Genomic DNA, 25,007 nt, shown 5'->3' with positions numbered 1-25,007 from the left:
GCTAGCAAGCCGCCTCTGTGTCGTACGAGTCATCGACTAGGCTCCGTGCGTCGCGCGCGGACGATGAGCACGGGGGGGTCCATGGCGCCACAGCGCAGCACCGGGACGGGCGCGGAAGCGGAACTTCCCGAGTACGCCGGTCACTACCGCCTGGAGTCGTGTCTGGGGTCGGGAGGCATGGGCGTCGTCCACCTCGCCCGCAGCACCTCGGGGATGAGGCTCGCGGTGAAGGTCGTGCATGCCGAGTTCGCCAGGGATTCCGAGTTCAGAGGCCGGTTCCGGCAGGAGGTGGCCGCTGCCCGAAGGGTGAGCGGCGCCTTCACCGCGTCGGTCGTCGACGCCGATCCGGAGGCCGAACGGCCCTGGATGGCCACGCTGTTCATCCCGGGGCCGACCCTTTCCGACCATGTGAAGCGGAAGGGGCCCATGGCTCCAGAGCAGCTGCGGCGGCTGATGGCCGGGCTCGCCGAGGCGCTGCGCGACATCCATCGGGTCGGGGTCGTGCACCGGGATCTCAAGCCGAGCAACGTCCTGCTCGCCGAGGACGGGCCGAAGGTCATCGACTTCGGCATCTCCCGGCCGAAGGACAGTGAACTGCGCACTGAGACCGGGAAGTTGATCGGGACGCCGCCTTTCATGGCGCCCGAGCAGTTCCGGCGGCCGCGGGAGGTGGGGCCGGCCGCGGACATCTTCGCGCTCGGGTCCGTGATGGTGCACGCGGCGACCGGGCGGGGGCCGTTCGACTCCGACAGCCCGTACGTGGTCGCGTATCAGGTGGTGCACGACGAACCCGATCTGGCGGACGTGCCGGCGAGTCTCGCACCGCTGGTCGGGCGCTGTCTCGCCAAGGAGCCCGAACGGCGCCCGACTCCGGACGAGTTGATGCGGGAGCTGCGCTCCGTGGCGGCCTCGTACGACACGCAGACCTTCATACCGGCGCAGCAGACCGGTGACGCCGAGGGGCAGCGGGAGCCCGCCCCCGCGGAGGTCGTGCCGGAGTCGCCGGACCGTTCCTCCCGGCGGTCGTTCCTCGGCCGCCCGGCCTCGCGGACCCTCTTCGCCGTCGCGTCCGCCGCCCTGGTCGCAGGCGGTGTGCTCGCGGCGCTGCTGTGGCCGCGGGGTGAGGGGGGCGCGGCGGTGGAGGAGACCGGCGCCCGTACCGGTGCGCCCGGCTTCACCGCGTGGCGGGCGAAGCCGGCGGGCCGGGGCGCCGGAATGCCGCAATGCGCGAACGGCGCCGGGCGGTTGCTGTGCCTTCGGTCCGGGTCGGCCTACGCCCTCGACCCGGCGGACGGCACGCCGCTGTGGCGGCGTGCGGTCGCCGGGGAACACACGAACGGCACGCCCGCACTGGCCGGCGGACTGCTGTTGCTGCCTACGAACGGGGGCGGCCGGATGGTGGCCCTCGATCCGGCGTCCGGAAAGCCCCGCTGGCAGCGGACCGTGCCCGGCAACACGGGTATGCGGATCGCCGACGACATGCTCCTTGTCACCGGCGCGGACGGAACGGTGACCGCGGTGGACGGGAAGTCGGGGGAGGAGAAGTGGCACCGGCGGCTGCCCGGCCGCGGCACCCCGACCCTGACCACCTACGCCGGCGACCCGCTGGTCCACGCGGCCACCACCTCCGCGAACGGGGCGTACACGCTGGTCACCGCGCTGGACGCGCACACCGGAACCGCACGCTGGGAGGCCCGGTTGCGGGGCGCACTGCGCCCCGTCGGCAGCCAGGACGGTTCGCTGATCCTGCTGTCCGACGACAACGCCTCCGCGGTCACGGACGCGGTGATCCGCTACTCGCCCGGCACGAAGGAAACGCGCCGCATCACGCTGCCCGTTCCGCTCACCACTCCGCAGGCCACCGTGCGCGGAGACGTGATCTACCTGCTGGCAGCCGGTGGCTCGCTGGACGCCGTCGACCTGAGCACCGGAAAGCGGCTCTGGCACCTCGAAACGGCCGTGAGCCGGGGCTCGGCGCCCGTCGTCACCACGGAGTACGTCTACTTCAGCGCGCCCGACGGGCGCCTGCTCGCCGTGGACGCCCGTGACGGACGTCTGCTCGGGCAGACACCGCCACGGCTCGGCCCGAGCTCGGGAGAGGTCGCCGGCACGCTGCCGTCTCCACTGGTCGTGGGCGCCCGCGTCTATGCCACCGCCCCCGACGGCACCGTCTTCGCCCTGGACGGGCGGGATCCCTCGGGCTGGTGAGACGGCGAAGGGCCGCGCCCGGTGGGAGCGGCCCCCGTCGCGGGTGCCGGGTCAGCCCAGCCTGCTCACATCGCGCACCGCGCCCTTGTCCGCGCTGGTCGCCATCGCCGCGTAGGCCCGGAGGGCGGCGGAGACCTTGCGGTCGCGGTTCTTCGGGGCGTAGGCGCCGTTCAGGGCCTGCTCGCGTCGCGCGAGTTCCGCCTCGTCGACGAGCAGCTCGATGGTGCGGGCCGGGATGTCGATGCGGATGCGGTCGCCGTCCTGGACCAGGGCGATGGTGCCGCCGGAGGCCGCCTCGGGGGAGGCGTGGCCGATCGACAGGCCCGACGTGCCGCCGGAGAAGCGGCCGTCGGTGATCAGCGCGCAGGTCTTGCCGAGGCCGCGGCCCTTCAGGTACGAGGTCGGATACAGCATCTCCTGCATGCCGGGGCCGCCCTTGGGGCCCTCGTAGCGGATGACGACGACGTCGCCGTCCTTGACCTCCTGGGTGAGGATCCGCTGGACGGCCTCCTCCTGGGACTCGCAGACCACCGCCGGGCCCTCGAAGGTCCAGATCGACTCGTCGACGCCGGCCGTCTTCACGACGCAGCCGTCGACCGCCAGATTGCCCCTGAGGACCGCGAGGCCGCCGTCCTTGGAGTAGGCGTGCTCGGCGGAGCGGATGCAGCCGTTCTCGGCGTCGTCGTCCAGGGCCTCCCAGCGCTCGGACTGGGAGAAGGCCTCGGCGGAGCGGACGCAGCCGGGGGCCGCGTGCCACAGCTCCACGGCCTCGGGGGACGGGGAGCCGCCGCGGACGTCCCAGGTCTTCAGCCAGTCCGCCAGGGAGGGGCTGTGGACGGCGTGGACGTCCTCGTTGAGGAGGCCGGCGCGGTGCAGTTCACCGAGCAGGGCCGGGATGCCGCCGGCGCGGTGCACGTCCTCCATGTAGTACGTGCGGTCCTTCGCGACGTTGGGCGCGACCTTGGCGAGGCAGGGGACGCGGCGGGAGACGGCGTCGATCTGCTCCAGGCCGAAGGGGACGCCCGCTTCCTGGGCCGCGGCCAGCAGGTGCAGGATCGTGTTGGTGGAGCCGCCCATCGCGATGTCCAGGGCCATGGCGTTCTCGAACGCCTGGAAGGTGGCGATGTTGAGCGGGAGGACCGTGTCGTCGTCCTGCTCGTAGTAGCGGCGGGTGAGGTCCATGACCGTGCGGGCGGCGTCGACGTAGAGCTGCTTGCGCGCGGTGTGGGTGGCGAGGACCGAGCCGTTGCCGGGCAGGGAGAGGCCGATCGCCTCGGTCAGGCAGTTCATCGAGTTGGCGGTGAACATGCCGGAACACGAGCCGCAGGTCGGACAGGCGTTCTCCTCGATGCGGAGGATGTCCTCGTCCGAGATCTTGTCGTTCACGGCGTCGGAGATCGCGTCGACCAGGTCGAGCGTGCGGACCGTGCCGTCGACCAGGGTGGCCCGGCCGGACTCCATGGGGCCGCCGGAGACGAAGACCGTGGGGATGTTCAGGCGCAGGGCGGCCATCAGCATGCCCGGCGTGATCTTGTCGCAGTTGGAGATGCAGACCAGGGCGTCGGCGCAGTGCGCCTCGACCATGTACTCCACCGAGTCCGCGATCAGGTCGCGGGAGGGCAGGGAGTACAGCATGCCGCCGTGGCCCATCGCGATGCCGTCGTCGACGGCGATCGTGTTGAACTCGCGCGGGATGCCGCCCGCCTCCTTGATCGCCTCGCTGACGATCCGGCCGACCGGCTGCAGGTGGGTGTGGCCCGGCACGAACTCGGTGAAGGAGTTCGCGACCGCGATGACCGGCTTCCGGCCGATGTCCGCACCGGGTACACCGGAGGCGCGCATAAGGGCGCGGGCGCCCGCCATGTTGCGGCCGTGGGTGACTGTGCGGGACCTCAGCTCAGGCATCGTCGCTCGCTCCTTCGAAGACCATCTGCCAGAAGACCATCTGCCAGAGTTCTGACTTCCTCCGAGCCTACGCCGCCACTCCAAACCGTGGACACGGCTGTCCGGAATGCGGGACGCGTGTTCCACGGATCGCTGTGCTCAGGGGTTTGTCAGATGCCCCTGTGCGACGGGAGCGACGCGCGCGATGACCTGCTCCAGGTCCGCGGACGCCAGCGGCTCCAGCTTGATCACGTAGCGCATCATCGCCGTTCCCACCAGCTGCGCTGCCGCCAGCTCTGCGCGCAGCTCCGCGTCCGGCAGGTCCAGCTGGGCGGCGATGCGGCGCAGCAGCTGGCCGGCGACGAGGCGGCGGAAGACGGCGGCGGCGGTCTCGTTGGTGACGGCGGACCGGAGGATCGCGAGGAGCGGCGTGCGTGTCGTGGGGTCGTCCCAGACGCCGAAGAAGAAGCGGGTCAGCCGCTCCCCCACGCCGTCCGGCGGGCCGTCGGCCAAGGTGCCCGAGGCGTCCAGCGCGGGGGCGAAGGCCACCTCGATGGCCGCCTCGAAGACCTGCTCCTTGGTGCCGAAGTAGTGGTGGACGAGCGCCGAGTCCACGCCGGCCGCCTTGGCGATCCCGCGCACGGACGTCTTCTCGTACCCGCGTTCGGAGAACTCCTCGCGGGCCGCGGTGAGGATGCGGTCGCGGGTGTCGGCGGACTCGGTGCGCGGGGGGCGACCGCGGCGACGCGCCCCGGTCTCCTTCGCCGCCGGGAGCGGGGGCTCGCTCATCGCCGAGGCACCCGTACCGCCGAGGCCAGGTGCTTGCGCGTGAATTCCAGGGCCTCGGCGAGGTCCGCCTCACGTTCGGCACCGGACATCGCCCGCCGGGTGTTGACCTCGATGACGACATGGCCCTCGAACCCGGTGAGCGCGAGGCGCTCCAGCAGCTCGGCGCAGGGCTGGGTGCCGCGGCCGGGCACGAGGTGCTCGTCCTTGGCCGAGCCCCGGCCGTCGGCGAGGTGGACGTGGCCGAGGCGGTCGCCCATGCGGTAGACCATGTCCAGGGCGTCGGTGCGGGCCGTCGCCGCGTGGCTGAGATCGATCGTGAAGTGGCGGTAGTCGTGCTGGGTGACGTCCCAGTCCGGAGCGTAGGCGAGCATCTCGCGGTCGCGGTACCGCCAGGGGTACATGTTCTCGACGGCGAACCGTACGTCCGTCTCGTTCGCCATCCGCCAGATCCCGTCGACGAAGTCCCGGGCATACTGCCGCTGCCAGCGGAAGGGCGGGTGCACGACGACGGTGGAGGCGCCCAGCCTCTCCGCGGCCGTCCGGGCCCGCTGGAGCTTGACCCAGGGGTCGGTGGACCAGACCCGCTGGGTGATCAGCAGGCAGGGGGCGTGGACGGCCAGGATCGGGATGCCGTGATAGTCCGACAGGCGGCGCAGCGCCTCGATGTCCTGGCTGACGGGGTCGGTCCACACCATGACCTCGACGCCGTCGTAGCCGAGGCGCGCGGCGATCTCGAAGGCCGTCGCCGTCGACTCCGGATACACGGAGGCCGTCGACAGGGCGACGCGCACGTCCCTTGGTTCAGCCACGTCCGTCACCTTACGGGGTCGAGCAGGGAGGGTGTCGGGCACCTATGCGCCGTTGTGAGCTTTGCCATGCGGGCGGTTGCGGGTCGTCTGTGACGTGCCGCGCCCACGCGGCGAGCCGCATGTCGACACAGCCCCGCGCCTTTGGGCGGCTAATCGGATCCCATGTGATCGAGGCGCCGCAGGATCACGCCCTCGCGCAGCGCCCAGGGGCATATCTCCAGGCTCTCCACGCCGAAGAGGTCCATCGCGCCCTCGGCCACCAACGCTCCCGCCAGGAGCTGGGCCGCCCTGCCCTCCGAGACTCCGGGGAGTTCGGAGCGCTGTTCCGTGGTCATGCCCGCCAGCCGCGGGACCCAGGCCTCCAGGGACTCACGCTTGAGTTCGCGCTGGACGTAGAGCCCCTCGGCGCTGCGGGCGGCGCCGGCGATGCGGGCCAGCTGTTTGAAGGTCTTGGACGTGGCGACCACGTGGTCGGGGGCACCGGAGCGGATGAACTCACCGACCGTCCGGGCGATCTGCGCGCGGACGTGACGGCGCAGCGCGCGGACGTCCTCCGGGTCGGGCGGGTCGCCGGGCAGCCAGCCGGCGGTGAGGCGGCCGGCGCCGAGTGGGAGGGAGACGGCGGTGTCCGGCTCCTCGTCCATGCCGTAGGCGATCTCCAGGGAGCCGCCGCCGATGTCCAGGACCAGCAGGTTTCCGGCGGACCAGCCGAACCAGCGGCGGACCGCGAGGAAGGTGAGCCGGGCCTCCTCCTCGCCGCTGAGCACCTGGAGCCGTACACCGGTCTCGGCCTCCACGCGCGCGAGGACGTCGTCGGCGTTGCTCGCCTCCCGTACGGCGGACGTGGCGAACGGCAGCAGGTCCTCCACGCCCTTGTCCTCGGCGGCCTGGAGCGCGTCCCGTACAACGGCGATCAGCTTGTCGATGCCTTCGTCGCCTATGGCACCGCTGTGGTCGAGGAGCTGGGCGAGCCGAAGTTCGACCTTGTGCGAATGCGCGGGCAGCGGGCGCGCGCCGGGGTGGGCGTCCACCACCAGCAGATGCACCGTGTTCGAACCCACGTCCAGGACACCGAGTCTCATGGACGGAACGCTACTGCCAGAACGTCCGTCCTCGGTCCCCGGAGCGGGCCCGGGCCACTTACCCTGGACGGGTGCCAAAGACGAAAAAGGCGAACTCCAGTAAAACGGAAAAAGCGAACAAGGTTCGCAAGGGCGCCACATCATCCAAGGGTTCGAAGGTGAGCGACGAGAAGGGGCTCGACTTCGCGCGCGCCTGGGTGGAGTTCCCTGATCCGGCGGACGACGAGCAGGTCTTCCGCTGCGATCTGACCTGGCTGACCTCTCGCTGGAACTGCATCTTCGGCAGCGGCTGCCAGGGCATCCAGGCGGGCCGCGCGGACGACGGGTGCTGCTCGCTGGGCGCCCACTTCTCCGACGAGGACGACGAGAAGCGGGTCGCCGAGCATGTGTCCCGGCTCACCCCGGACATCTGGCAGCACCACGACGAGGGCAAGCGGAACGGCTGGGTCTCCGAGGACGAGGACGGGGACCGGCAGACGCGGCCCTTCCAGGGGTCCTGCATCTTCCAGAACCGGCCCGGGTTCGCCGGCGGCATGGGCTGCTCGCTGCACATCCTGGCCCTGAAGGAGGGCCGGGAGCCGCTGGAGACCAAGCCGGACGTGTGCTGGCAGCTGCCGATCCGGCGGACCTACGACTGGATCGACCGGCCGGACGACACGCGCGTGCTGCAGGTGTCCATCGGCGAGTACGACCGCCGGGGCTGGGGTCCGGGCGGCCACGACCTGCACTGGTGGTGCACGTCGGCGACCTCCGCACACGGCGCGGGCGAGCCGGTGTACGTCTCCTACCGGGCCGAGCTGACCGAGCTCATGGGCAAGGCCGGCTACGACCGCCTGGTCGAGCTGTGCGAACAGCGCCTGGCGTCGCAGCTGCCGCTGGTGGCTCCGCACCCGGCGGACCCGGCGCCGTAGCTCCCCCCCGCCCCCCTTCGCCCACCCGCGTCCCGGTCGGCTGAAATGGCACCGCGGACCGGCACCGCACCGCGACCGGGCTCGCGGGCACCCGTCCCCGCCCCGACGTCACCCCTGGCTTCCGGGCGGGGTCGGCGTATCGGCGCCGGAAGGGGTCGGTGACGGGGTCGCGGAGTCGGACGGGGTCGGGTCGGCCGGGGTGGAGGATGGGTCCGACGGGGGCGGGGACTGGCTGGTGGGCGGGTCGGTCGGGGGTGTGCCGGACGGGGTGGGGCCGGGGTCGGCGGACGACGGGAGCGGCGTGGGACGGCTCGGCGCGGTGCCGTAGCCGTCGATGGAGACCACGGCACCGGCCGGGGAGATCGCCACCTGTGCGCGCCAGTGGCCGGAGGGCTCGCGCAGATGGTCGACGTACGCCTTGATCGTCAACGTCTCGCCGGGCTGGAGGGTTCCCGAGGACTGGCTGAAGTAGAGCCAGGCCGCCGAGGTGGACGCGGACCAGCGCACCGGCGCGGAACCCGAGGCGGTGAGGGTGATCAGGGTGGTGTCGCCGTCGTTCGCCGCGCTGACCGCGAGCTGCCCGGCGTTCTTCTCACCGCTGCCGGAGACACTCACGACCTCCACGGAGACGTCCGGCTTGCCGTCCTTGCCGGTGCGGGCCCCGGGCTTCGCGCTGGCGTTCCCCGCGTTCTCGTAGCCGCCCGCCGCGTCGCTGCCGAACGCGTCGGGGCCCTGGGCCTCGCGCGCGGTGACGGAGTGGCCGTCCTCGTCGCCCGCCGGAGCCCCCCGGTAGGCGGCCCACAGGGCCAGCACGGGCGCGGCGACGACCGTGGCGACGACGGTCGTCGTGACGGCACGCGCGCGGAGACGCTCGCGGCGGGCCGCCCGGTCCTTGGGGTCCATCGGGAAGCCGCGCCGGTCGAAGCGGGGTACGGCCGCGCCCCGCGCGCGTGGGTGGTGCGCGAGGGCCCTGTGCAGGGCTGCGCGGGGAGCCTCCAGGACGGGCAGCTCGGCCGGGGTGACCGTGACGCCGGGCCAGCGGCCGGGGACGGCGCGCTCGGCGGTGCGGCGGCAGCGCGGACAGTCGTCGACGTGCCGGACCAGCTCGCGGCGCAGCGCGGTGCTGAGGACCAGCCGGCTGTCCCCGGTGAGATGGGCCACGCTCGGGCAGCCGCCGGTCTCGACGACGGCGAGGGCCGCGCGGGTGCGCTCGACCTCGCAGGCGGCCGCGGCGAGCAGCTCGCGCGCGGCGGCGGGTTCCATTCCCAGGACGGCGGCCACCTCGTGGGCGGCGAGGTGGTGGCGGACGGCGAGTTCCAGGGCCTCGCGCTGCTCGGGGGTGGTGCCGGCCGCCTCCGGCCAGGCGAGCTGGGCGAGTTCCCGGCGCCGCTGCTCCTGGACCTCGGGGGCGACGGGCGGCTCCGGAGCCGCCTTCCCGGCGGCGGTACGGCCCGCCGCGTGGGTGGCCTGACGTTTCTGCTTGGCCTCGGCCAGCTTGCGCAGGCACGCCCAGCGGGCCAGCGCGTACAGCCAGGCCCTGCGGTCGGCGGCGGCCTCCGGGGCGCGGTGCCCGCGCCGCTCGGCCAGGGCCAGGACGTCACCGAGGGCTGCGGTGGCCGCGTCGTGCTCGCACAGCACCGACAGACAGTAGGTGAACAGACCGTCCAGGTACGGTTCGTAGCGCGCCGGCGTCCGCTGGGCGACGGTGCGCGCGGCGGCGCGATCACGCGCCTCCCGGTGCGCACGGTGCGCGCCGGTGGTGCGGGTCGTGGTCTCCGGACTGCTGCTCATCACCCGTGCGACCGTAGGCGGCGGCGGAGTGCACCTTCTGGAACCTTGAGCACTTTTAATCCGTACGGGTGAAACGATCCCTCATAAGGGGACAGGAACCCTTTGTTCCGCGGCTGGTTTCCGATGGATGGTGGCCGATACGGGATCACCCACACACGGCACCCCGGCCCGTTGTCAGTGCCGCGGGCTACGGTTTCCGCATGGCTGCCCGTACCAAGACCACCAAGGACCGCCCGTCCTACCGCTGCACCGAGTGCGGCTGGCAGACGGCCAAGTGGCTCGGCCGCTGCCCGGAGTGCCAGGCCTGGGGCACGGTCGAGGAGTACGGCGCGCCCGCGGTCCGTACGACGGCACCGGGCCGCGTGACCAGCTCCGCGCTGCCCATCGGTCAGGTCGACGGCCGCCAGGCCACCGCCCGCTCGAGCGGCGTGCCCGAGCTGGACCGGGTGCTCGGCGGCGGCCTCGTCCCCGGCGCCGTGGTGCTCCTCGCGGGCGAGCCCGGCGTCGGCAAGTCCACCCTGCTGCTGGACGTGGCCGCCAAGTCCGCCAGCTCCGAGCACCGCACCCTCTATGTCACCGGTGAGGAGTCGGCGAGCCAGGTCCGGCTGCGCGCCGACCGCATCGGCGCCCTTGACGACCACCTGTACCTGACCGCCGAGACCGATCTGTCCGCCGTTCTCGGACACTTGGACGAGGTCAAGCCGTCCCTGCTGATCCTCGACTCGGTGCAGACGGTGGCCTCCCCGGAGATCGAGGGCGCACCCGGCGGCATGGCCCAGGTCCGGGAGGTCGCGGGCGCCCTCATCCGCGCCTCCAAGGAGCGCGGCATGTCCACGCTCCTGGTGGGCCACGTCACCAAGGACGGCGCGATCGCGGGCCCCCGCCTGCTGGAGCACCTGGTGGACGTCGTCCTGCACTTCGAGGGCGACCGGCACGCGCGCCTGCGCCTGGTGCGGGGCGTGAAGAACCGCTACGGCGCCACCGACGAGGTCGGCTGCTTCGAGCTGCACGACGAGGGCATCACGGGCCTCGCCGATCCGAGCGGCCTGTTCCTGACCCGCCGCGCCGAACCGGTACCGGGCACCTGCCTGACCGTCACCCTGGAGGGCCGCCGCCCGCTGGTGGCCGAGGTGCAGGCGCTGACCGTTGACTCCCAGATCCCTTCCCCGCGCCGCACCACCTCGGGCCTGGAGACCTCGCGCGTGTCGATGATGCTGGCCGTCCTGGAGCAACGGGGCCGGATCAGCGCACTCGGCAAGCGGGACATCTACTCCGCGACGGTCGGCGGCGTGAAGCTGTCGGAGCCGGCCGCCGACCTCGCCATCGCCCTCGCGCTCGCCTCCGCCGCCAGCGACACCCCACTGCCGAAGAACCTGGTGGCGATCGGCGAGGTGGGTCTCGCGGGCGAGGTCAGACGGGTCACGGGCGTCCAGCGCAGGCTCGCCGAGGCGCACCGGCTGGGCTTCACGCACGCGCTCGTGCCGACCGATCCGGGCAAGGTGCCGGCCGGCATGAAGGTCCTGGAAGTCGCCGACATGGGGGACGCGCTGCGGGTGCTGCCGCGCTCCCGTCGCCGAGAGACCCCACGAGAGGCGGAGGAGCGCCGGTAGACTTTGCGCAGGTCTCGCCCGTCCGTACGAACCGAGTGCGGGTCGGGAGCGCCTCAGAATCTGCGACCGGAGGAGTGCAGTGGCAGCCAACGACCGGGCAGCAGCTCCCGGAAAGTCCGGTGGGAGTGCCGGTTCCGATCGCCTGATGCGCGCCTCGCTGAGCGCCGTGGCACCGGGCACCGCCCTGCGCGACGGCCTGGAGCGGGTCCTCCGCGGCAACACCGGTGGCCTGATCGTCCTCGGCTCCGACAAGACGGTCGAGGCGATGTGCACGGGCGGTTTCGTGCTGGACGTCGAGTTCACCGCCACCCGGCTGCGGGAGCTGTGCAAGCTGGACGGCGGCATCGTGCTGTCGTCGGATCTGTCGAAGATCCTTCGCGCGGGTGTGCAGTTCGTGCCGGACGCGACGATCCCGACGGAGGAGACGGGCACCCGGCACCGTACGGCGGACCGGGTCAGCAAGCAGGTCGGCTTCCCGGTGGTCTCCGTCTCCCAGTCGATGCGGCTGATCGCCCTGTACGTGGACGGTCAGCGCCGCGTGCTGGAGGACTCCGCGGCGATCCTCTCCCGCGCGAACCAGGCGCTGGCCACGCTGGAGCGGTACAAGCTCCGTCTGGACGAGGTCGCGGGCACGCTGTCGGCGCTGGAGATCGAGGACCTGGTGACGGTCCGGGACGTGTCCGCGGTCGCCCAGCGACTCGAAATGGTCCGCCGCATCGCCACCGAAATCGCCGAATACGTGGTCGAACTGGGCACGGACGGCCGTCTGCTCACTCTTCAGCTGGAGGAGTTGATCGCTGGCGTCGAGCCCGACCGCGAGCTGGTCGTCCGGGACTATGTCCCCGAGCCGACGGCGAAGCGCTCCCGCACGGTCGACGAGGCGCTGTCCGAGCTGGACGCCCTGTCTCACGCGGAACTTCTCGAACTCGGCACGGTGGCGCGGGCTCTGGGCTACACCGGCTCTCCCGAGACCCTCGACTCGGCGGTGTCCCCGCGGGGCTTCCGGCTCCTCGCGAAGGTCCCCCGTCTTCCGGGCGCGATCATCGACCGCCTGGTGGAACACTTCGGCGGCCTGCAGAAGCTGCTCGCCGCGAGCGTCGACGACCTGCAGACCGTGGACGGTGTGGGCGAGGCCCGGGCGAGGAGCGTACGGGAAGGTCTGTCGCGGCTGGCCGAGTCCTCCATCCTGGAGCGGTACGTCTGAGTTCCGGCCGATCGCCCAACTGATGGGCGACTCCCTTCAGTTGATCCAAAAGACTTTGCATCCGGTGATCACGCCGGGATAACGTGACACCGACCATTGTTCGATTTGGAATTCGAACTGCAGGGGGATTTCATGAAGAAGCGCCTCATCGGCACGTTCGCCGCGGCGGCAGTCCTGGCCCCGGCGCTGACCCTGACGGGCACGGGGCAGGCGTTCGCCGCCGGCAGCGCCGTCACCTGGAAGAACAACAGCAACCACCAGTACCTGGCGTACTTCAACTTCCGGGTCCGTACGACGTCCGCGGACCCCAGCCAGAGCGCGTCCCTGAAGTGGGACGAGTACAAGCAGTCCGACGGCACCTACCTCATGAAGCACCACGGGGACGGGAAGTGCCTGGACAGCAACGGCCGGGGTGAGGTGTACCTCGGCACGTGCAACGGCGGCAACTACCAGAAGTGGTACGAGTTCCACGACTCCGATGGCTGGACGCTGCAGGACAAGGCCACCGGGCTCGTCCTCAAGGTGGATTCCGACGGGCAGGTTCGCACCGCCAAGGACACGTACGCGCCGGCCATGCGCTGGAGCTGATCCACAGCTCGTCGCACGTCGACACCCCCGGCCTCGGGAAGGTCGGGGGTGTTCTCTTCACCAGCCGTCCCGGCCGGCTTCTGGGCCGTCTTGCACGAGCTCGCAGGCAGCCGTCTCAGTCGGCCGACAGCACGAAGGACGCCTGCGCCTTCCCGAACCCGGGCGCCTTGGCCTCCAGCAGATACGTACCGGCCTTCGCCGAACCCCCGGAGGGCGTCGCGCAGTGCGGAGCGCTGGGCTTGCGGTCCCACTTCACGGTGTACGTGATGCTCTTGCCCGCGGCCACCCGGAACACCAGGCTTCCCGCGCCCCCGGGACAGTCGGCCGACGACCAGTACGCGTCGTCCCCGTCCGCCGGCGTGATCGTCAACACCGCGTTCTTCGGCCCGAGATCGACCTTGCAGTCGGCGGACGACGTGTTCTTCACGGCGAGTTCGAACGTCGGCGTCTGGTCCGGCGAGTAGGAGTTGTGCTCACTGTGCAGGCTCAACGCCGCTGCGGCGGAAGTGCAGTTGGGCAGCGTGGAGGAGGCCGGGATCGTGTCGCCCGTACCGACGCCGCCGCCTCCGGAGCCCGAACCCGAGCCACCGTCCGACCCGGACGAGCCTCCGTCGGAGCCACCGGTCCCACCGGAACCGGAACCGCTCCCCCCGAGGTCCCCGCCGCCCGACTCGTCGCGTCCACCGGGGTGTCGGCTGATCGCGGAACCGGACGGGGTCGGTCCCGGCGTGATGGTGTGCGTGGGATTCTTGCCGTTGGATCCGTCGGCGTTCTTCTTGCCGCCCCCGCCGCCGGCGGTGACGATCCACGTGACCAGTAGCGCCAACAGGGCGACCACGGACAGCAGTACGGCCCTCCGACGCCAGTAGATGGTGGAGGGAAGCGGCCCGACCGGATTGCGCAGAGATCCCACGGCGCAAACTGTACGAGAGATCGCGACGCTTGCTTGCGCCACCCGCCGCGCCTACACCAACTTTTCCGGATCATCATCCCGGCAACCGCCGTCACCGGCCCGCATCTTCCCCCAGCGCCACACTCGGTGACCGCGCCGTCACCCGCAGGCCCCGCCAACCCGTGGCAGGATCGGGAATGCCATGACTGAGAAGCTCCACGCCCCCGTGATCTCCTGGTTCGACACCCACGCCCGCGACCTCCCCTGGCGCCGCCCGGAGGCGGGCCCGTGGGGTGTGATGGTCAGCGAGTTCATGCTTCAGCAGACTCCGGTCAGCCGGGTGCTGCCCGTCTATGAGCAGTGGCTGGCCCGCTGGCCGCGCCCCGCCGACCTCGCGAAGGAGGCCCCCGGCGAGGCGGTGCGCGCCTGGGGCCGGCTCGGCTACCCGCGCCGGGCCCTGCGGCTCCACGGCGCCGCGGTCGCCATAACGGAACGGCACGGCGGGGACGTACCGACGGATCACGCACAACTGCTGGCGCTGCCCGGGATCGGCGAGTACACGGCCGCGGCCGTCGCTTCCTTCGCGTACGGGCAGCGGCATCCGGTGCTGGACACCAATGTCCGCCGGGTCATCGCGCGCGCGGTGAGCGGGGTGCAGTACCCGCCGAACGCGACCACGGCCGCCGAGCGGCGCCTGGCCCGGGAGCTGTTGCCGCAGGACGAGCGGACCGCCGCCCGGTGGGCCGCCGCGTCCATGGAGCTGGGCGCGTTGGTGTGCACGGCGAAGAACGAGGGCTGCCCGCGGTGCCCGATCGCCGCGCAGTGCGCCTGGCTGCTCGCGGGCAAGCCGGAGCACGCCGGGCCGCCGCGGCGCGGGCAGACGTACGCGGGTACGGACCGGCAGGTGCGCGGCAAGCTGCTCGCCGTGCTGCGGGAGGCGCACGCGCCGGTGCCACAGGCGATGCTGGACCGGGTGTGGCACGAGCCGGTGCAGCGCGCCCGCGCGCTCGACGGGCTTGTCGCGGACGGTCTGGTGGAACCGCTGCCGGGCGGTCTGTATCGGCTGCCGCTCAGCTGACGGAGGCCAAGTCACAGTCTTCAGGGGCTCGTTACAGGGCTCCCAGGCCGACAAAACGCCTCTTAGAGGGTATAGAGACCGTTCCCTTTACCCCGCTCCGCCTTCCGTTACACAACCGACGGATAGCCGATTGCTAGCCGCAGGCTGGTCCGCACAGCCCCGTGACAACCACTCCGTAGCTTCTCTTCCGTGCCCGGCAGATCACGGGACACGGGGACAGCAGGACTTCAGGCGTGAGCCGGAGTGCACGGGGAACGGAGGCGGTTGATCATGGCGCACGGCGAGGTGCTCGAATTCGAGGAGTACGTCCGCACACGGCAGGACGCGCTGCTGCGCAGCGCCCGCCGGCTGGTACCGGACCCCGTCGACGCCCAGGATCTGCTGCAGACCGCGCTCGTGCGGACGTACGGCCGCTGGGAGGGCATCGCCGACAAGCGGCTCGCCGACGCCTACCTGCGCCGTGTCATGATCAACACCCGCACCGAGTGGTGGCGGGCACGCAAGCTGGAGGAGGTCCCGACCGAGCAGCTGCCGGACGCCTCCGTGGAGGACTCCACCGAGCAGCACGCCGACCGGGCCCTGCTGATGGACATCATGAAGGTGCTCGCACCGAAGCAGCGCAGCGTCGTGGTGCTGCGACACTGGGAGCAGATGTCCACGGAGGAGACGGCCGCCGCCCTCGGCATGTCGGCCGGTACGGTCAAGAGCACGCTGCACCGGGCGCTCGCCCGGCTCCGCGAGGAGCTGGAGGCCCGCGATCTGGACGCACGCGCGCTGGAGCGTGAGGAGCGGGAGCGTTGCGCGGCCTGACCGGGGCCGGGCCTGACCAGGCCCGAGGCAGTTCATTGGCGGTGATCGCGGCGGTGGCCTCGATCACCGCCCTCGCCCTTTTCGTCGCCGCGTGCGGCAGCGGGGGCATGGGTGCCAGGGACGAGGGCCCGGCCCACGCGTCGGCGGCGGCGGGAGCCGTCGCCTCGCCCAGCCCCAGCTCGACGACCGGCTATCGGCCGGTCGACGCGGTCTCACTGATCAAGAAGGACCCGGCGGTCTCCTCGACGGTGAAGCGGGAGCTGAAGCCGTGCAGTGGCGACGACTACCCGGTCGAGGTCACCTACGGCGATCTGACCGGCGGATCGCTCAACGACGTCCTGATCAACGTGTCGGCCTGCAGTGACTGGGTGGGTATCGGCACGTACGTGTACCGGGACGTCGGGGGCACGTACAAGAATGTGTTCAAGACGGAGGACTCGCCGGTCTTCTCGGAGATCGACGGCACCGACCTGACCGTGACCAAGCAGGTGTACGACACGGACGATCAGGAGTTCAACCCGTCCCGGGAGACCGTGATCACGTACAGGTGGAAGGCGGGCCGGTTCACCGAGTGGAACAGGCACGACACCTACTACAGCAGAACCGGCGGCGACGCGTTGCCCGCGCCGGACAGCTGACCCCCTCCTCACCCGGCGCCCACACACACCCGCACCCGCAGACGCACACCACGAGGACTGAGAGCATTCGGGATGGCAGACCAGACCCACGTCCTGTTCGTCGAGGACGACGACGTCATCCGCGAGGCCACCCAGCTCGCCCTGGAGCGGGACGGCTTCGCGGTCACCGCCATGCCGGACGGCCTGTCCGGCCTGGAGGCGTTCCGGGCGAACCGCCCGGACATCGCCCTCCTGGACGTCATGGTCCCCGGCCTGGACGGCGTCAGCCTCTGCCGTCGTATCCGGGACGAGTCGACCGTGCCCGTGATCATGCTGTCGGCGCGCGCCGACTCCATCGACGTCGTCCTCGGCCTGGAAGCGGGCGCCGACGACTACGTGACCAAGCCGTTCGACGGTGCCGTACTGGTCGCCCGGATCCGCGCGGTGCTGCGCCGCTTCGGGCACGCCGGCGGGGCCGCGCACGCGGAGGGAGCCGCCTCCGCGGTGAACGGCGGCACGCTGGCCTTCGGCGATCTGCAGATCGACACCGAGGGCATGGAGGTGCGCCGGGCCGGGCAGCCGGTGGCGCTCACCCCGACCGAGATGCGGCTGCTGCTGGAGTTCTCCTCCGCGCCGGGCACCGTGCTCTCCCGCGACAAGCTGCTGGAGCGCGTGTGGGACTACGGCTGGGGCGGGGACACCCGGGTCGTCGACGTGCATGTGCAGCGGCTGCGCCAGAAGATCGGCCAGGACCGGATCGAGACGGTCCGCGGCTTCGGCTACAAGTTGAAGGCCTGAGCGGGGCGGACATGCGGGGGATCCTTCGGCGACCGGTACGGCGCGTGGAGCGCGCCGGCCTCAGGACCGGGCTCAGATGGAAGCTCAGCGCGGCGATCGCGCTGGTGGCGGGGCTGGTGGCGATCGTCCTCAGCCTGGTCGTGCACAACGCGGCCCGGGTCTCGATGCTGGACAACGCGCGCGACCTGGCCAACGAGCGGGTCCAGATCGCCCAGCGCAACTACGAGCTGAACCGGCGGCCGAACTTCCCCAACATCAAGGTCGACGACCCCGAGCTGCCGACCGCGCTGCGCGAGAAGGCCGAACAGGGCCGGAAGGCGAGCGACGTCAGCGACCACGGCGAAGGGCCGGACATCTGGGCGGCCGTGCCGGCCAAGGACGGGCATGTGCTGTCCCTGCACAGTCACCTGCCGGACCGCTCCACCGATGTGATGAAGGACCTCGACCAGGCCCTCGTCATCGGCTCCGTCGCGGTGGTGCTGGGCGGCAGCGCGCTCGGCGTGCTGATCGGCGGGCAGCTGTCCCGGCGGCTGCGCAAGGCGGCGGCCGCCGCGAACCAGGTCGCCAAGGGTGAGAGCGAGGTCCGGGTGCGGGAGGCCATCGGCGGAGTCGTACGGGACGAGACCGACGATCTCGCGCGCGCGGTGGACGCCATGGCGGACGCGCTGCAGCAGCGCATCGATGCCGAGCGGCGGGTCACCGCCGACATCGCGCACGAGCTGCGCACCCCGGTGACGGGCCTGCTGACCGCCGCCGAACTCCTGCCTCCCGGCCGCCCGACCGAACTGGTCCTGGACCGGGCCAAGGCCATGCGCACGCTCGTCGAGGACGTGCTGGAGGTCGCCCGCCTCGACGGGGCCTCCGAGCGGGCCGAACTGCAGGACATCATGCTCGGTGAGTTCGTCGCCCGGCGGGTGGCGGTCAAGGATCCGGACGTCGTCGTGCGGGTGGTGCACGAGTCGGAGGTCACCACCGACCCGCGCCGCCTGGAGCGGGTGCTGTTCAATCTGCTCGCCAACGCCGCCCGGCACGGCCGGCCACCGATCGAGGTGACCGTCGAGGGCCGGGTCATCCGGGTCCGCGACCACGGCCCCGGCTTCCCCGAGGAACTGCTCGCCGAGGGGCCGAGCCGCTTCCGCACGGGCAGCCAGGACCGGGCCGGTACGGGCCACGGGCTGGGCCTGACCATCGCGGCCGGCCAGGCCCGGGTCCTGGGCGCCCGGCTGACCTTCCGCAACGTCCGCCCCGCGGGAGTCCCCGCCCATGTCCCGGCCGAGGGCGCGGTGGCCGTCCTGTGGCTCCCGGAACACGCCCCGACGAACACCGGCAGCCATCCGATGATGCCCCTGTCCGGCGGCACCGGCTGACCCTCGCCTCAGCCGGTCGGGGAGTCGGTGAAGCGGATCGCCGTGGCCGCGTCCAGGGGGGCGTGCCTGTTCGAGGACCTCGCGTACGGCGGACCGGCGGAGACTCCGTGACCGCGCACCGCAGCAGCCGGGCAGCAGCGCGCACAGAACGGTGCCGTGCCGTAGCACGGCGACAGCGGCGCCGGCCAAGCCTCAGCGAGACACCGCGAGTTGGTCTCCATCAATCGCGGCAGGGGCGGCGGCTACGGCCAGGAGTCGTTGCTCTCACGGTTTCCCGAACTCGGCCGGCAGCAGCACGGCGGCTCGTCCCACCTGGCTTGGCACGCGCTGGGCACCCTGCTGGTGCTCGCGGCGGTGGTGGCGGGGGTGACGTTGGGACGGGAGTGTCCCGCACCATGGCGCGGGACACTGGCTAGGTCGCCTCCGGTTCTCCTTGTCCGGGGCCGAAAGGCCGCTCCTGCCTGGCCTGCCCCCAGGCCCGGTACTGAACCCACATCAGCGCCGCCAACACGGCCAGCCCCACCGCCCCGCCGGCGGTGAATCCGGCGACTGACGAGTGGCCGGACGCGAGCACGGCGAGCAGGCCCGCAGCGGAGCCGGTCAGGACCGAGGTGACCACGCCGATCATTCCGGCGACCGTCCGGAAGACCTGCCAGTGCCCGCCGTGCAAGCCTTGCATGACAAGCCGTTGGGAGGGCGGGACGCTGGCCATGTAGTCGGTCAGCTCGGGTGCGACGTCGAAGTAGTAGGAACGCAGCCGCTCGATCCGCTGGGCGTATCGAAGGTCTTCGATCCCGGACTGGAGCACCCGACCGAAGGTGACGAAACCGACAAAGGAGAGCGTGGACAGCAGGATCAGGCCGAAGGTGTAGAACGCGGGTCCGATACGGGTCGCTGTGGCGATCAGCCCCAGAGCGACCATCCCGGCGGACATCACACCGAGGAAGATCGTTGCCCGGCTGGTCGATTCGGCGATCGTCGCGGCCCGCGCTCCCTGCAAGGTGAAGTGCTCGGTGGTCGCGAAGGACACCGCGGCCTGCCTCGGCTCTCCGTCGTGCGCCCCGGTCCTCGCGTTCCGGTCGGTGCTCGTAAGACCACCAGCTTCCTCGATGTGACCCGCGACCCGCGTACCTTGCCGATGATCTCCCGAACCCGCCAGTCCATCCAGTACCCCCTCCGCATGTCGGGGACCCTCGTGCCGTTCTCCGGAAGCGTCGTCCGGTGAGCGTTCAGCCAGGGCGGGGAGGCGCCGCCCGGTCAGCACCGCACCGTCGACCACTTGCCGGCATCGCCTCGCACCGCGGAAGCCAGGGGACTTAGTTGACGATTCAACTTCTGGCGTCTACGGTTCCCCAGCACTAGGTGATGTGTCAACCAAATGGATCGCACACGCCTCGTAGCCACAAGGAGAGCCCCTGATGTCCACTCCGAACGAGCAGAACGTTCCCACCCCCTCGACCCCCCAGCCGAACCGGCGGACGCTCCTGAAGTACTCGGCTCTGGCTGCCTCGGTCCCCGCCGGCGCCGCACTGCTCCAGCCGCTCCTGCGGCCCGGGACGGCCATGGCCGCCGACAGCACGGCCGCCGGCAGCACCTACGCCCCCGTCCCGCCCACCGCCCGAGGACCCCGGATCCCGTCCAAGGGATACCTCGTGCAGGAGATCCGCGACCGGCTGTTCTGGATCACCGACGGCACCTACCAGATGATGTTCCTGGTGACCGGGGAGGGCGTTGTGGTGGTGGACGCCCCGCCGACGCTCGGTCACAACATCCTGCGCGCCATCGCCGAGGTGACCGACGAGCCGATCACCCATGTCGTGTACTCGCATCACCACGCCGACCACATCGGTGCCGCGGGGATCTACCCGACCACGGCGGTCCGTATCGCTCATGAGCAGACCCGCCACCTGCTGCGGGAGGTACGTGATCCCAACCGTCCGCAGCCGACCCGGGTGGTGTCCGACTCCTACCGGCTGGAAGTCGGCGACCAGGTGCTCCAGCTGCGCTACAAGGGCCCCAACCACAGCCCGGACAACCTGTTTATCTACGCACCCGAGCAGCGCGTCCTCATGCTCGTCGACGTGGTGTTCCCCGGCTGGGTCCCGTTCAAGAACCTCGCCATGTCGGACGACATACCCGGTTGGATCAAGGCCCACGAGCAGGCCCTGGATTTCCCCTTCGAGACGTACATCGGCGGCCATCTGAACCGCCTCGGCAACCGGCGGGACGTCGAGATCCAGCGCGAGTACATGAGCGACCTCGACCGGAGCACCCGGCAGGCGATCGCGGCGGTGGACCCGACGCCCATGTTCGGCACGTACCCGGACAACCCCTGGGCGGTATTCAAGACCTACCTCGACGCCGTGAGCCAGGCGGCGACGGACTCGATGGTCCCGGCCTGGAAGGACCGGCTCGGCGGAGCCGATGTGTTCACCTTCGACAACGCCTTCGCCATGTTCGAATCCCTCCGGATCGACTACGGCGTCCTCGGCCCCTTCGGCATCCGCCCCTGACACGCGCCTCCGGGGCTCAGCCGACCTGGGCCGCCTGTCACCGGGCCCGGCCCCGGGGCGCCCACCGCGTCCCGGGGCCGCAGGATCGGCCGACCGCGCCGGTCGCGGCACCTCTCTCTTGGAACGCTCGTCCCAAAGAACCCCCTCGGCGCAGACGACCTGGGGCTTGGGGGCCTGCCGGAACCCGTCCGCGCCGTCCGGCCGCCCGAGGAGTTCGCCCGGCGCTGGCGCGCCCCATGGGCGCGTCGGGCCCGCCTCGCCCGGCGATAGTCTCGAAGCATGAGCCAACCCCCATGGCTGGATGATCTCGAAGACCGCGCCTGGCGGGCGTACATCGCCATGAGCCAGCTTCTGGACACCGAGATCAGCCGGGGACTGCGCATGGACATCGGCCTGTCCATGGCCGACTACCGAGTGCTCGCCCCGCTGTCCGAGGCGCCGGACCACCGACTGCGCATGCAGGACCTGGCCTCGCGCGCCCACTGGGAGAAGAGCCGGCTGTCCCACCAGGTCCGCCGGATGGAGAGCCGCGGACTGGTTCGCCGGGAAGAGTGCCTCACCGACGCCCGCGGCGCCTTCGCGATCATCACGCCCGAGGGTCTGCAAGCAGTCCGCAAGGCGGCGCCGATGCACGTCACCCGCGTGCGCCGGTTGCTCGTCGACGTCCTCTCGCGCGAGCAACTGGAGGCGCTTGCCGACATCTGTGAAACAGTGGTGACGGTTCCTGTGGACCGGTAGACGGGCCACGCGGTCCAGCATCCCGGCCGGGAGACGCTCCCTTGCTCTGGCCTCGCGCCGCCCCGGCCGCCTGCCCGCCCGCTCAAGCGGGCATCGGCGGGCCGGCGGGGCGCGACGAACCGATGGTCCTCACCGGTGCTTTTCCCTCGTTATGGGACTCGCCGGCCTGTTGTGAGCGCTCGACGATGGAGTGCAGGGCGGCCACGTGGCTCAGCAGCGCTGCTTTTCCCGCCTCACTGAGGTTGATCCAGGTACGGGGGCGCTTGCCGACGTAGCCGCGTTCGACCTCGACATAACCCTGGTCGCAGAGCTTGCTGACCTGCTTGGACAGTGCCGAGTCCGACAGGCCGACCGTGTCGCGGACGAATCCGAACTCCACCCATCGGGAGGAGGACAGCAATGACACGATCGACAGACGAGTGGGGTCGACCAGCAGCGGGTCGATGGCGGCGCCGGCCATCACGCCCTCCCCTTGGAGCCCGTCTCCAGTAGCCGCCGCTGCAGGGCGGTCCCCTTGCGTGCCAGCAGCATGACCAGCGTCAGCCCTGCCAGGCCCGTGAGAGTGTGCCAGTACGGCACGTGCTCGTCGAGCGCGTCCGTTCCCGGCCAGGCGAACATCACGCTTCCCGCCATCACCAGTACGACGATCACGCTGATCGCAGTGACGTAGTGCGCCGGCGCGCTGTGAGGTCCGGAGGAGCTCAGGCCCAGCAGGGCCGCCCCGCGGCGGGTCGAGGAGAGCGCCAGCTGCAGCATCAGCAGAGCCAGCGGGACGATCCAGGGGATGTTACCGGGGTGGTCGAAGACGTCGTAGGAGGCGAAGCAGCCGAGGAGCACCACGGCCCAGGTGATCTGCAGCCACTGCGGCTCCCGGCGGGCGGTGACGGCCTCGCCCCGGCGTCGGCGGACCTCGTCGAGAGCGAGTGCCGCCTCTTCGGGGGTGGGTTGACGGGACAACATTCCTCCAGCCGCTAGGGCAATCGGTTTCCTGACAGGAAACTAGCTTCTTCTTTCCTTGTAGGCAAGTATGGCTGGCCAGGAAAGCGAATGCCCTGCGGAGGTACTTGCGGCCGCCGGCTGCTCGCTCGTGGAGCCGGTGATCGAGGCGGCGATCCGCGACGGCGACATCGTGGCCGTACGGCGGCAGGACAGCGCGGGGCCACGGCGACATCGTCGCCGCGCTCCTGGAAGACGAGGCCACCCTCAAGGTGCCGCGCCGGCAGGACGGGCGGATGTGGCTCATGCCCCGCAACTCTTCCCGCGAGCCGGTCCCCGGCGACCGGGCGCGGATTCTCGGCCCGGGTCGCCGGCGTCCCGCGCGTGCCCGGAACCCAGACGCACACCGACTACTTCCACGTCTGGGATCGATCCCGCGCGTACACAGCAGCTCTGCCGGATGCGGGTCCGGGACCGCCTCCCGGACGAGGGTCCGCGGCGCCGGGGCGGACGGCGGACGTACCCGGGCTCGCGCTGGGCGCGGGCTCACGCTGGGCGCTGGGCGCGGCACTCGCGTCGAGCCCGGCTCGGTCGCGGCCCTCACTGCGGGTCCGTCCCTCACCCCGGGCCGCCGCCCCCGGCCCAGGTCCCGGATCCAGCCGGCCCTCATCCCCGGCCCAGTCCTTCGAGGGGTCCAGCTCATCGCTACGGGCGGGCGGCGACGACGAAGGCCCCCTGGGATGCGCCGGAACGCCAGGGGGCCTTCGACTGAGATGCGGGTCAGACGGCCTCGATCACCGGGGCCGGAACCATGTCGTCGCCCTCCGCAGGAGTCTGCTTCTGCGGCCCGCTGCGCAGCGGCACCTCCTTGACGAACAACCCCGCGATCACCACCAGCACCGCGATCCACGCGCCCAGCACGAACGCCGAGTGGATACCGGCGGACACCGCGTGCTGATAAGCCTCCCGTGCCACCGCCGGGAGCTTGTCCAGGCTCTCCTTGTCCAGCTGCGCCGAGTTCTGGGTGATGCTCTCGCCCAACGCGCCGGCCTTCTCGACCATGACGTCCTGGACCCGGTGGTTGAACAGCGCGCCCATGACGGCCACGCCGAAGGAGGAGCCGAGCGTACGGAACAGGGTCGCGGACGAGGACGCGACGCCCATGTCCTTCATCTCCACACTGTTCTGCGCCACCAGCATGGTGATCTGCATCAGGCAGCCCATGCCCGCGCCGAGCACGGCCATGTAGATGCCGGAGGTCAGCCGGCTGGTGTCCGTGTCCATCAGCGACAGCAGGTACAGGCCGACGATCATCAGGATGCCGCCGGCGAGCGGGAAGATCTTGTAGCGGCCGCTGTTGGTGGTGACCCGGCCGGCGACCATCGAGGTCACGAGCATCGCGCCGAGCATCGGCAGGAGCAGCAGACCGGAGTTGGTCGCGGAGGCGCCCTGCACCGCCTGCTGGTACAGCGGCAGGAACAGCGTGGCGCCGAACATCACGAAGCCGGCGATGAAGGCGATGAGCGCCATCAGGGTGAAGTTGCGGCTCTTGAAGATGTGCAGCGGCAGGACCGGCTCGGCGGCCTTGGTCTGCCAGAACACGAACCCGACCAGCGCGGCCACACCGATGCCGATCAGCTCCATGATCCGCGCGGAGGTCCAGGCGTACTCGGTGCCACCCCAGGTGGTGACCAGGACGGTGGCGGTGATGCCCACGGTCAGCAGCACCACACCCAGGTAGTCGATGCCCGCCTTGGCGCGCTTCTTCGGCAGGTGCAGCACGGCGGTGACCAGTACCAGCGCGACCACGCCGAGCGGCAGGTTGATGTAGAAGGCCCAGCGCCAGCCCCAGTTGTCGGTGATGGTGCCGCCGACCAGCGGACCGCCGATCATCGCCAGCGCCATGACGCCGGCCATCATGCCCTGGTACTTACCGCGCTCGCGTGGCGGTACGAGGTCGCCGATGATCGCCATGACACCGACCAGCAGACCACCGGCCCCGAGCCCCTGAACGGCCCGGAACCCGATCAGCTCGCCCATGCCCTGGGCCATGCCGCTCAGCACCGAACCGATCAGGAAGATCACGATCGAGGTGAGGAAGGCACCCTTGCGCCCGTACATGTCACCGACCTTGCCCCAGACAGGGGTCGAGGCCGCGGTGGCCAGGGTGTACCCGGTGACCACCCAGGACAGCTGCTTCAGGCCGCCCAGTTCCCCCACGATCGTCGGCATGGCGGTACCCACGATCATGTTGTCCAGCATCGCGAGCATCATCGCGATCATGAGCGCGAGCACTACGACGCGCACGCTCTTTTCCTGTTTGTTCTCCGTGCCGCTTCCGGCCGCGTCCGCCATCTCTCCCCCACTCCCCCTGCGACGGTT

At 71.1% G+C, this 25,007-nt stretch carries 22 protein-coding genes and 1 pseudogene; 13 read left to right on the top strand and 10 right to left on the bottom strand.

From position 1 onward, the window contains the following. Window positions 1-81 precede the first annotated feature (81 nt). Entirely contained in the window at window positions 82-2,208 is a 2,127-nt protein-coding gene (locus ABZ079_RS29070; protein WP_356942402.1) for a serine/threonine-protein kinase, read from the top strand. A 51-nt stretch (window positions 2,209-2,259) separates the two neighbouring features. Here ABZ079_RS29070 and ilvD read toward each other — a convergent pair whose 3' ends face one another. From ilvD to ABZ079_RS29050, 4 genes are all read right to left on the bottom strand, one after another. After that, complete coding sequence (ilvD, locus tag ABZ079_RS29065; RefSeq protein WP_356942401.1) at window positions 2,260-4,113, bottom strand: dihydroxy-acid dehydratase; 1,854 nt, start codon at window positions 4,111-4,113, stop codon at window positions 2,260-2,262. Between the two features lie 138 nt (window positions 4,114-4,251). Then, entirely contained in the window at window positions 4,252-4,881 is a 630-nt protein-coding gene (locus ABZ079_RS29060) for a TetR family transcriptional regulator (protein WP_356942400.1), read from the bottom strand. After that, entirely contained in the window at window positions 4,878-5,690 is an 813-nt protein-coding gene (locus tag ABZ079_RS29055) for a sugar phosphate isomerase/epimerase (protein ID WP_356942399.1), read from the bottom strand. The genes ABZ079_RS29060 and ABZ079_RS29055 overlap by 4 nt, the downstream gene beginning before the upstream one ends. 149 nt (window positions 5,691-5,839) lie before the next feature. Further along, window positions 5,840-6,772, bottom strand: coding sequence for a Ppx/GppA phosphatase family protein (locus tag ABZ079_RS29050; RefSeq protein ID WP_356942398.1), 933 nt, complete (start codon window positions 6,770-6,772; stop codon window positions 5,840-5,842). Between the two features lie 71 nt (window positions 6,773-6,843). Here ABZ079_RS29050 and ABZ079_RS29045 point away from each other — a divergent pair, with 71 nt between their 5' ends. Beyond that, window positions 6,844-7,683, top strand: a complete 840-nt coding sequence (locus tag ABZ079_RS29045) for a hypothetical protein (protein WP_356942397.1) — start codon at window positions 6,844-6,846, stop codon at window positions 7,681-7,683. 108 nt (window positions 7,684-7,791) lie between these two features. On the opposite strand, the gene ABZ079_RS29040 is transcribed toward ABZ079_RS29045, so the two are convergent. After that, the gene (locus tag ABZ079_RS29040; RefSeq protein ID WP_356942396.1) at window positions 7,792-9,477 is read right to left on the bottom strand and encodes a hypothetical protein; all 1,686 of its coding nucleotides are present in this window, start codon (window positions 9,475-9,477) and stop codon (window positions 7,792-7,794) included. Window positions 9,478-9,674: 197 nt separating this feature from the next. Here ABZ079_RS29040 and radA point away from each other — a divergent pair, with 197 nt between their 5' ends. The 3 genes from radA to ABZ079_RS29025 all read left to right on the top strand — a co-directional run bounded on the left by radA (window position 9,675) and on the right by ABZ079_RS29025 (window position 12,876). Beyond that, window positions 9,675-11,084, top strand: a complete 1,410-nt coding sequence (radA, locus tag ABZ079_RS29035) for a DNA repair protein RadA (protein WP_356942395.1) — start codon at window positions 9,675-9,677, stop codon at window positions 11,082-11,084. Window positions 11,085-11,163: 79 nt separating this feature from the next. Then, the gene (gene disA / locus ABZ079_RS29030; protein ID WP_356942394.1) at window positions 11,164-12,288 is read left to right on the top strand and encodes a DNA integrity scanning diadenylate cyclase DisA; all 1,125 of its coding nucleotides are present in this window, start codon (window positions 11,164-11,166) and stop codon (window positions 12,286-12,288) included. A gap of 132 nt (window positions 12,289-12,420) precedes the next feature. Beyond that, a complete protein-coding gene (locus tag ABZ079_RS29025; RefSeq protein ID WP_356942393.1) occupies window positions 12,421-12,876 on the top strand; it encodes an RICIN domain-containing protein in 456 nt (151 codons plus the stop codon). A 115-nt stretch (window positions 12,877-12,991) separates the two neighbouring features. Here the strand turns inward: ABZ079_RS29025 and ABZ079_RS29020 are convergent, their stop codons facing one another. Continuing rightward, the gene (locus ABZ079_RS29020) at window positions 12,992-13,789 is read right to left on the bottom strand and encodes a hypothetical protein (RefSeq protein ID WP_356942392.1); all 798 of its coding nucleotides are present in this window, start codon (window positions 13,787-13,789) and stop codon (window positions 12,992-12,994) included. Window positions 13,790-13,970: 181 nt separating this feature from the next. Here ABZ079_RS29020 and ABZ079_RS29015 point away from each other — a divergent pair, with 181 nt between their 5' ends. The 5 genes from ABZ079_RS29015 to cseC all read left to right on the top strand — a co-directional run bounded on the left by ABZ079_RS29015 (window position 13,971) and on the right by cseC (window position 18,438). Then, the gene (locus tag ABZ079_RS29015; RefSeq protein ID WP_356942391.1) at window positions 13,971-14,846 is read left to right on the top strand and encodes an A/G-specific adenine glycosylase; all 876 of its coding nucleotides are present in this window, start codon (window positions 13,971-13,973) and stop codon (window positions 14,844-14,846) included. A gap of 270 nt (window positions 14,847-15,116) precedes the next feature. Continuing rightward, complete coding sequence (locus ABZ079_RS29010) at window positions 15,117-15,656, top strand: SigE family RNA polymerase sigma factor (protein ID WP_356942390.1); 540 nt, start codon at window positions 15,117-15,119, stop codon at window positions 15,654-15,656. Then, on the top strand, window positions 15,644-16,294 hold the full coding sequence (locus tag ABZ079_RS29005; protein ID WP_356942389.1) for a hypothetical protein: 651 nt from the start codon (window positions 15,644-15,646) through the stop codon (window positions 16,292-16,294). Before ABZ079_RS29010 ends, ABZ079_RS29005 begins: the two co-directional genes overlap by 13 nt. Window positions 16,295-16,366: 72 nt before the next feature. Further along, window positions 16,367-17,071 (top strand): two-component system response regulator CseB, encoded by a 705-nt coding sequence (cseB, locus tag ABZ079_RS29000; protein ID WP_356942388.1) that lies wholly within the window; start codon window positions 16,367-16,369, stop codon window positions 17,069-17,071. An 11-nt stretch (window positions 17,072-17,082) separates the two neighbouring features. Then, on the top strand, window positions 17,083-18,438 hold the full coding sequence (gene cseC, locus ABZ079_RS28995; RefSeq protein WP_356942387.1) for a two-component system sensor histidine kinase CseC: 1,356 nt from the start codon (window positions 17,083-17,085) through the stop codon (window positions 18,436-18,438). Between the two features lie 412 nt (window positions 18,439-18,850). Here cseC and ABZ079_RS28990 read toward each other — a convergent pair whose 3' ends face one another. Continuing rightward, complete coding sequence (locus ABZ079_RS28990; protein WP_356942386.1) at window positions 18,851-19,468, bottom strand: hypothetical protein; 618 nt, start codon at window positions 19,466-19,468, stop codon at window positions 18,851-18,853. Between the two features lie 388 nt (window positions 19,469-19,856). Between ABZ079_RS28990 and ABZ079_RS28985 the strand changes: the two genes are divergently transcribed. Continuing rightward, entirely contained in the window at window positions 19,857-20,951 is a 1,095-nt protein-coding gene (locus tag ABZ079_RS28985) for an MBL fold metallo-hydrolase (RefSeq protein WP_356942385.1), read from the top strand. Window positions 20,952-21,230: 279 nt separating this feature from the next. Continuing rightward, a complete protein-coding gene (locus ABZ079_RS28980; protein ID WP_356942384.1) occupies window positions 21,231-21,689 on the top strand; it encodes a MarR family transcriptional regulator in 459 nt (152 codons plus the stop codon). 82 nt (window positions 21,690-21,771) lie between these two features. Here ABZ079_RS28980 and ABZ079_RS28975 read toward each other — a convergent pair whose 3' ends face one another. Both ABZ079_RS28975 and ABZ079_RS28970 read right to left on the bottom strand, forming a co-directional pair. After that, window positions 21,772-22,149, bottom strand: a complete 378-nt coding sequence (locus ABZ079_RS28975; protein ID WP_356942383.1) for a transcriptional regulator — start codon at window positions 22,147-22,149, stop codon at window positions 21,772-21,774. Beyond that, window positions 22,149-22,649 (bottom strand): hypothetical protein, encoded by a 501-nt coding sequence (locus tag ABZ079_RS28970; protein ID WP_356942382.1) that lies wholly within the window; start codon window positions 22,647-22,649, stop codon window positions 22,149-22,151. The genes ABZ079_RS28975 and ABZ079_RS28970 overlap by 1 nt, the downstream gene beginning before the upstream one ends. A gap of 139 nt (window positions 22,650-22,788) precedes the next feature. On the opposite strand from ABZ079_RS28970, the pseudogene ABZ079_RS28965 reads away from it, so the two are divergent. Next, window positions 22,789-22,987: pseudogene (locus ABZ079_RS28965) on the top strand (S24 family peptidase); the annotation flags it as partial. Window positions 22,988-23,405: 418 nt separating this feature from the next. On the opposite strand, the gene ABZ079_RS28960 reads toward ABZ079_RS28965, so the two are convergent. Next, window positions 23,406-24,980 (bottom strand): MDR family MFS transporter, encoded by a 1,575-nt coding sequence (locus ABZ079_RS28960; protein WP_356942381.1) that lies wholly within the window; start codon window positions 24,978-24,980, stop codon window positions 23,406-23,408. Between the last annotated feature and the right edge of the window lie 27 nt (window positions 24,981-25,007).

This window comes from Streptomyces sp. NPDC006314, from assembly GCF_040613075.1.
Lineage (GTDB): Bacteria > Actinomycetota > Actinomycetes > Streptomycetales > Streptomycetaceae > Streptomyces.
Note: the sequence above shows the minus strand (reverse complement) of the source record. Positions and strands in the feature narration are given on the sequence as shown.

Excerpts from the sequence above, each read along its gene's own strand:
- ABZ079_RS29070 (WP_356942402.1), top strand. The coding sequence starts at position 82 with ATGGCGCCACAGCGCAGCACCGGGACGGGCGCGGAAGCGGAACTTCCC.
- ABZ079_RS28970 (WP_356942382.1), bottom strand. The coding sequence starts at position 22,649 with ATGTTGTCCCGTCAACCCACCCCCGAAGAGGCGGCACTCGCTCTCGAC.
- ABZ079_RS29015 (WP_356942391.1), top strand. The coding sequence starts at position 13,971 with ATGACTGAGAAGCTCCACGCCCCCGTGATCTCCTGGTTCGACACCCAC.
- ABZ079_RS28975 (WP_356942383.1), bottom strand. The coding sequence starts at position 22,149 with ATGGCCGGCGCCGCCATCGACCCGCTGCTGGTCGACCCCACTCGTCTG.
- ABZ079_RS28985 (WP_356942385.1), top strand. The coding sequence starts at position 19,857 with ATGTCCACTCCGAACGAGCAGAACGTTCCCACCCCCTCGACCCCCCAG.
- ABZ079_RS28960 (WP_356942381.1), bottom strand. The coding sequence starts at position 24,980 with ATGGCGGACGCGGCCGGAAGCGGCACGGAGAACAAACAGGAAAAGAGC.
- cseB (WP_356942388.1), top strand. The coding sequence starts at position 16,367 with ATGGCAGACCAGACCCACGTCCTGTTCGTCGAGGACGACGACGTCATC.
- ABZ079_RS28980 (WP_356942384.1), top strand. The coding sequence starts at position 21,231 with ATGAGCCAACCCCCATGGCTGGATGATCTCGAAGACCGCGCCTGGCGG.
- ABZ079_RS29050 (WP_356942398.1), bottom strand. The coding sequence starts at position 6,772 with ATGAGACTCGGTGTCCTGGACGTGGGTTCGAACACGGTGCATCTGCTG.
- ilvD (WP_356942401.1), bottom strand. The coding sequence starts at position 4,113 with ATGCCTGAGCTGAGGTCCCGCACAGTCACCCACGGCCGCAACATGGCG.
- ABZ079_RS29025 (WP_356942393.1), top strand. The coding sequence starts at position 12,421 with ATGAAGAAGCGCCTCATCGGCACGTTCGCCGCGGCGGCAGTCCTGGCC.
- cseC (WP_356942387.1), top strand. The coding sequence starts at position 17,083 with ATGCGGGGGATCCTTCGGCGACCGGTACGGCGCGTGGAGCGCGCCGGC.
- ABZ079_RS29060 (WP_356942400.1), bottom strand. The coding sequence starts at position 4,881 with ATGAGCGAGCCCCCGCTCCCGGCGGCGAAGGAGACCGGGGCGCGTCGC.
- ABZ079_RS29010 (WP_356942390.1), top strand. The coding sequence starts at position 15,117 with ATGGCGCACGGCGAGGTGCTCGAATTCGAGGAGTACGTCCGCACACGG.
- radA (WP_356942395.1), top strand. The coding sequence starts at position 9,675 with ATGGCTGCCCGTACCAAGACCACCAAGGACCGCCCGTCCTACCGCTGC.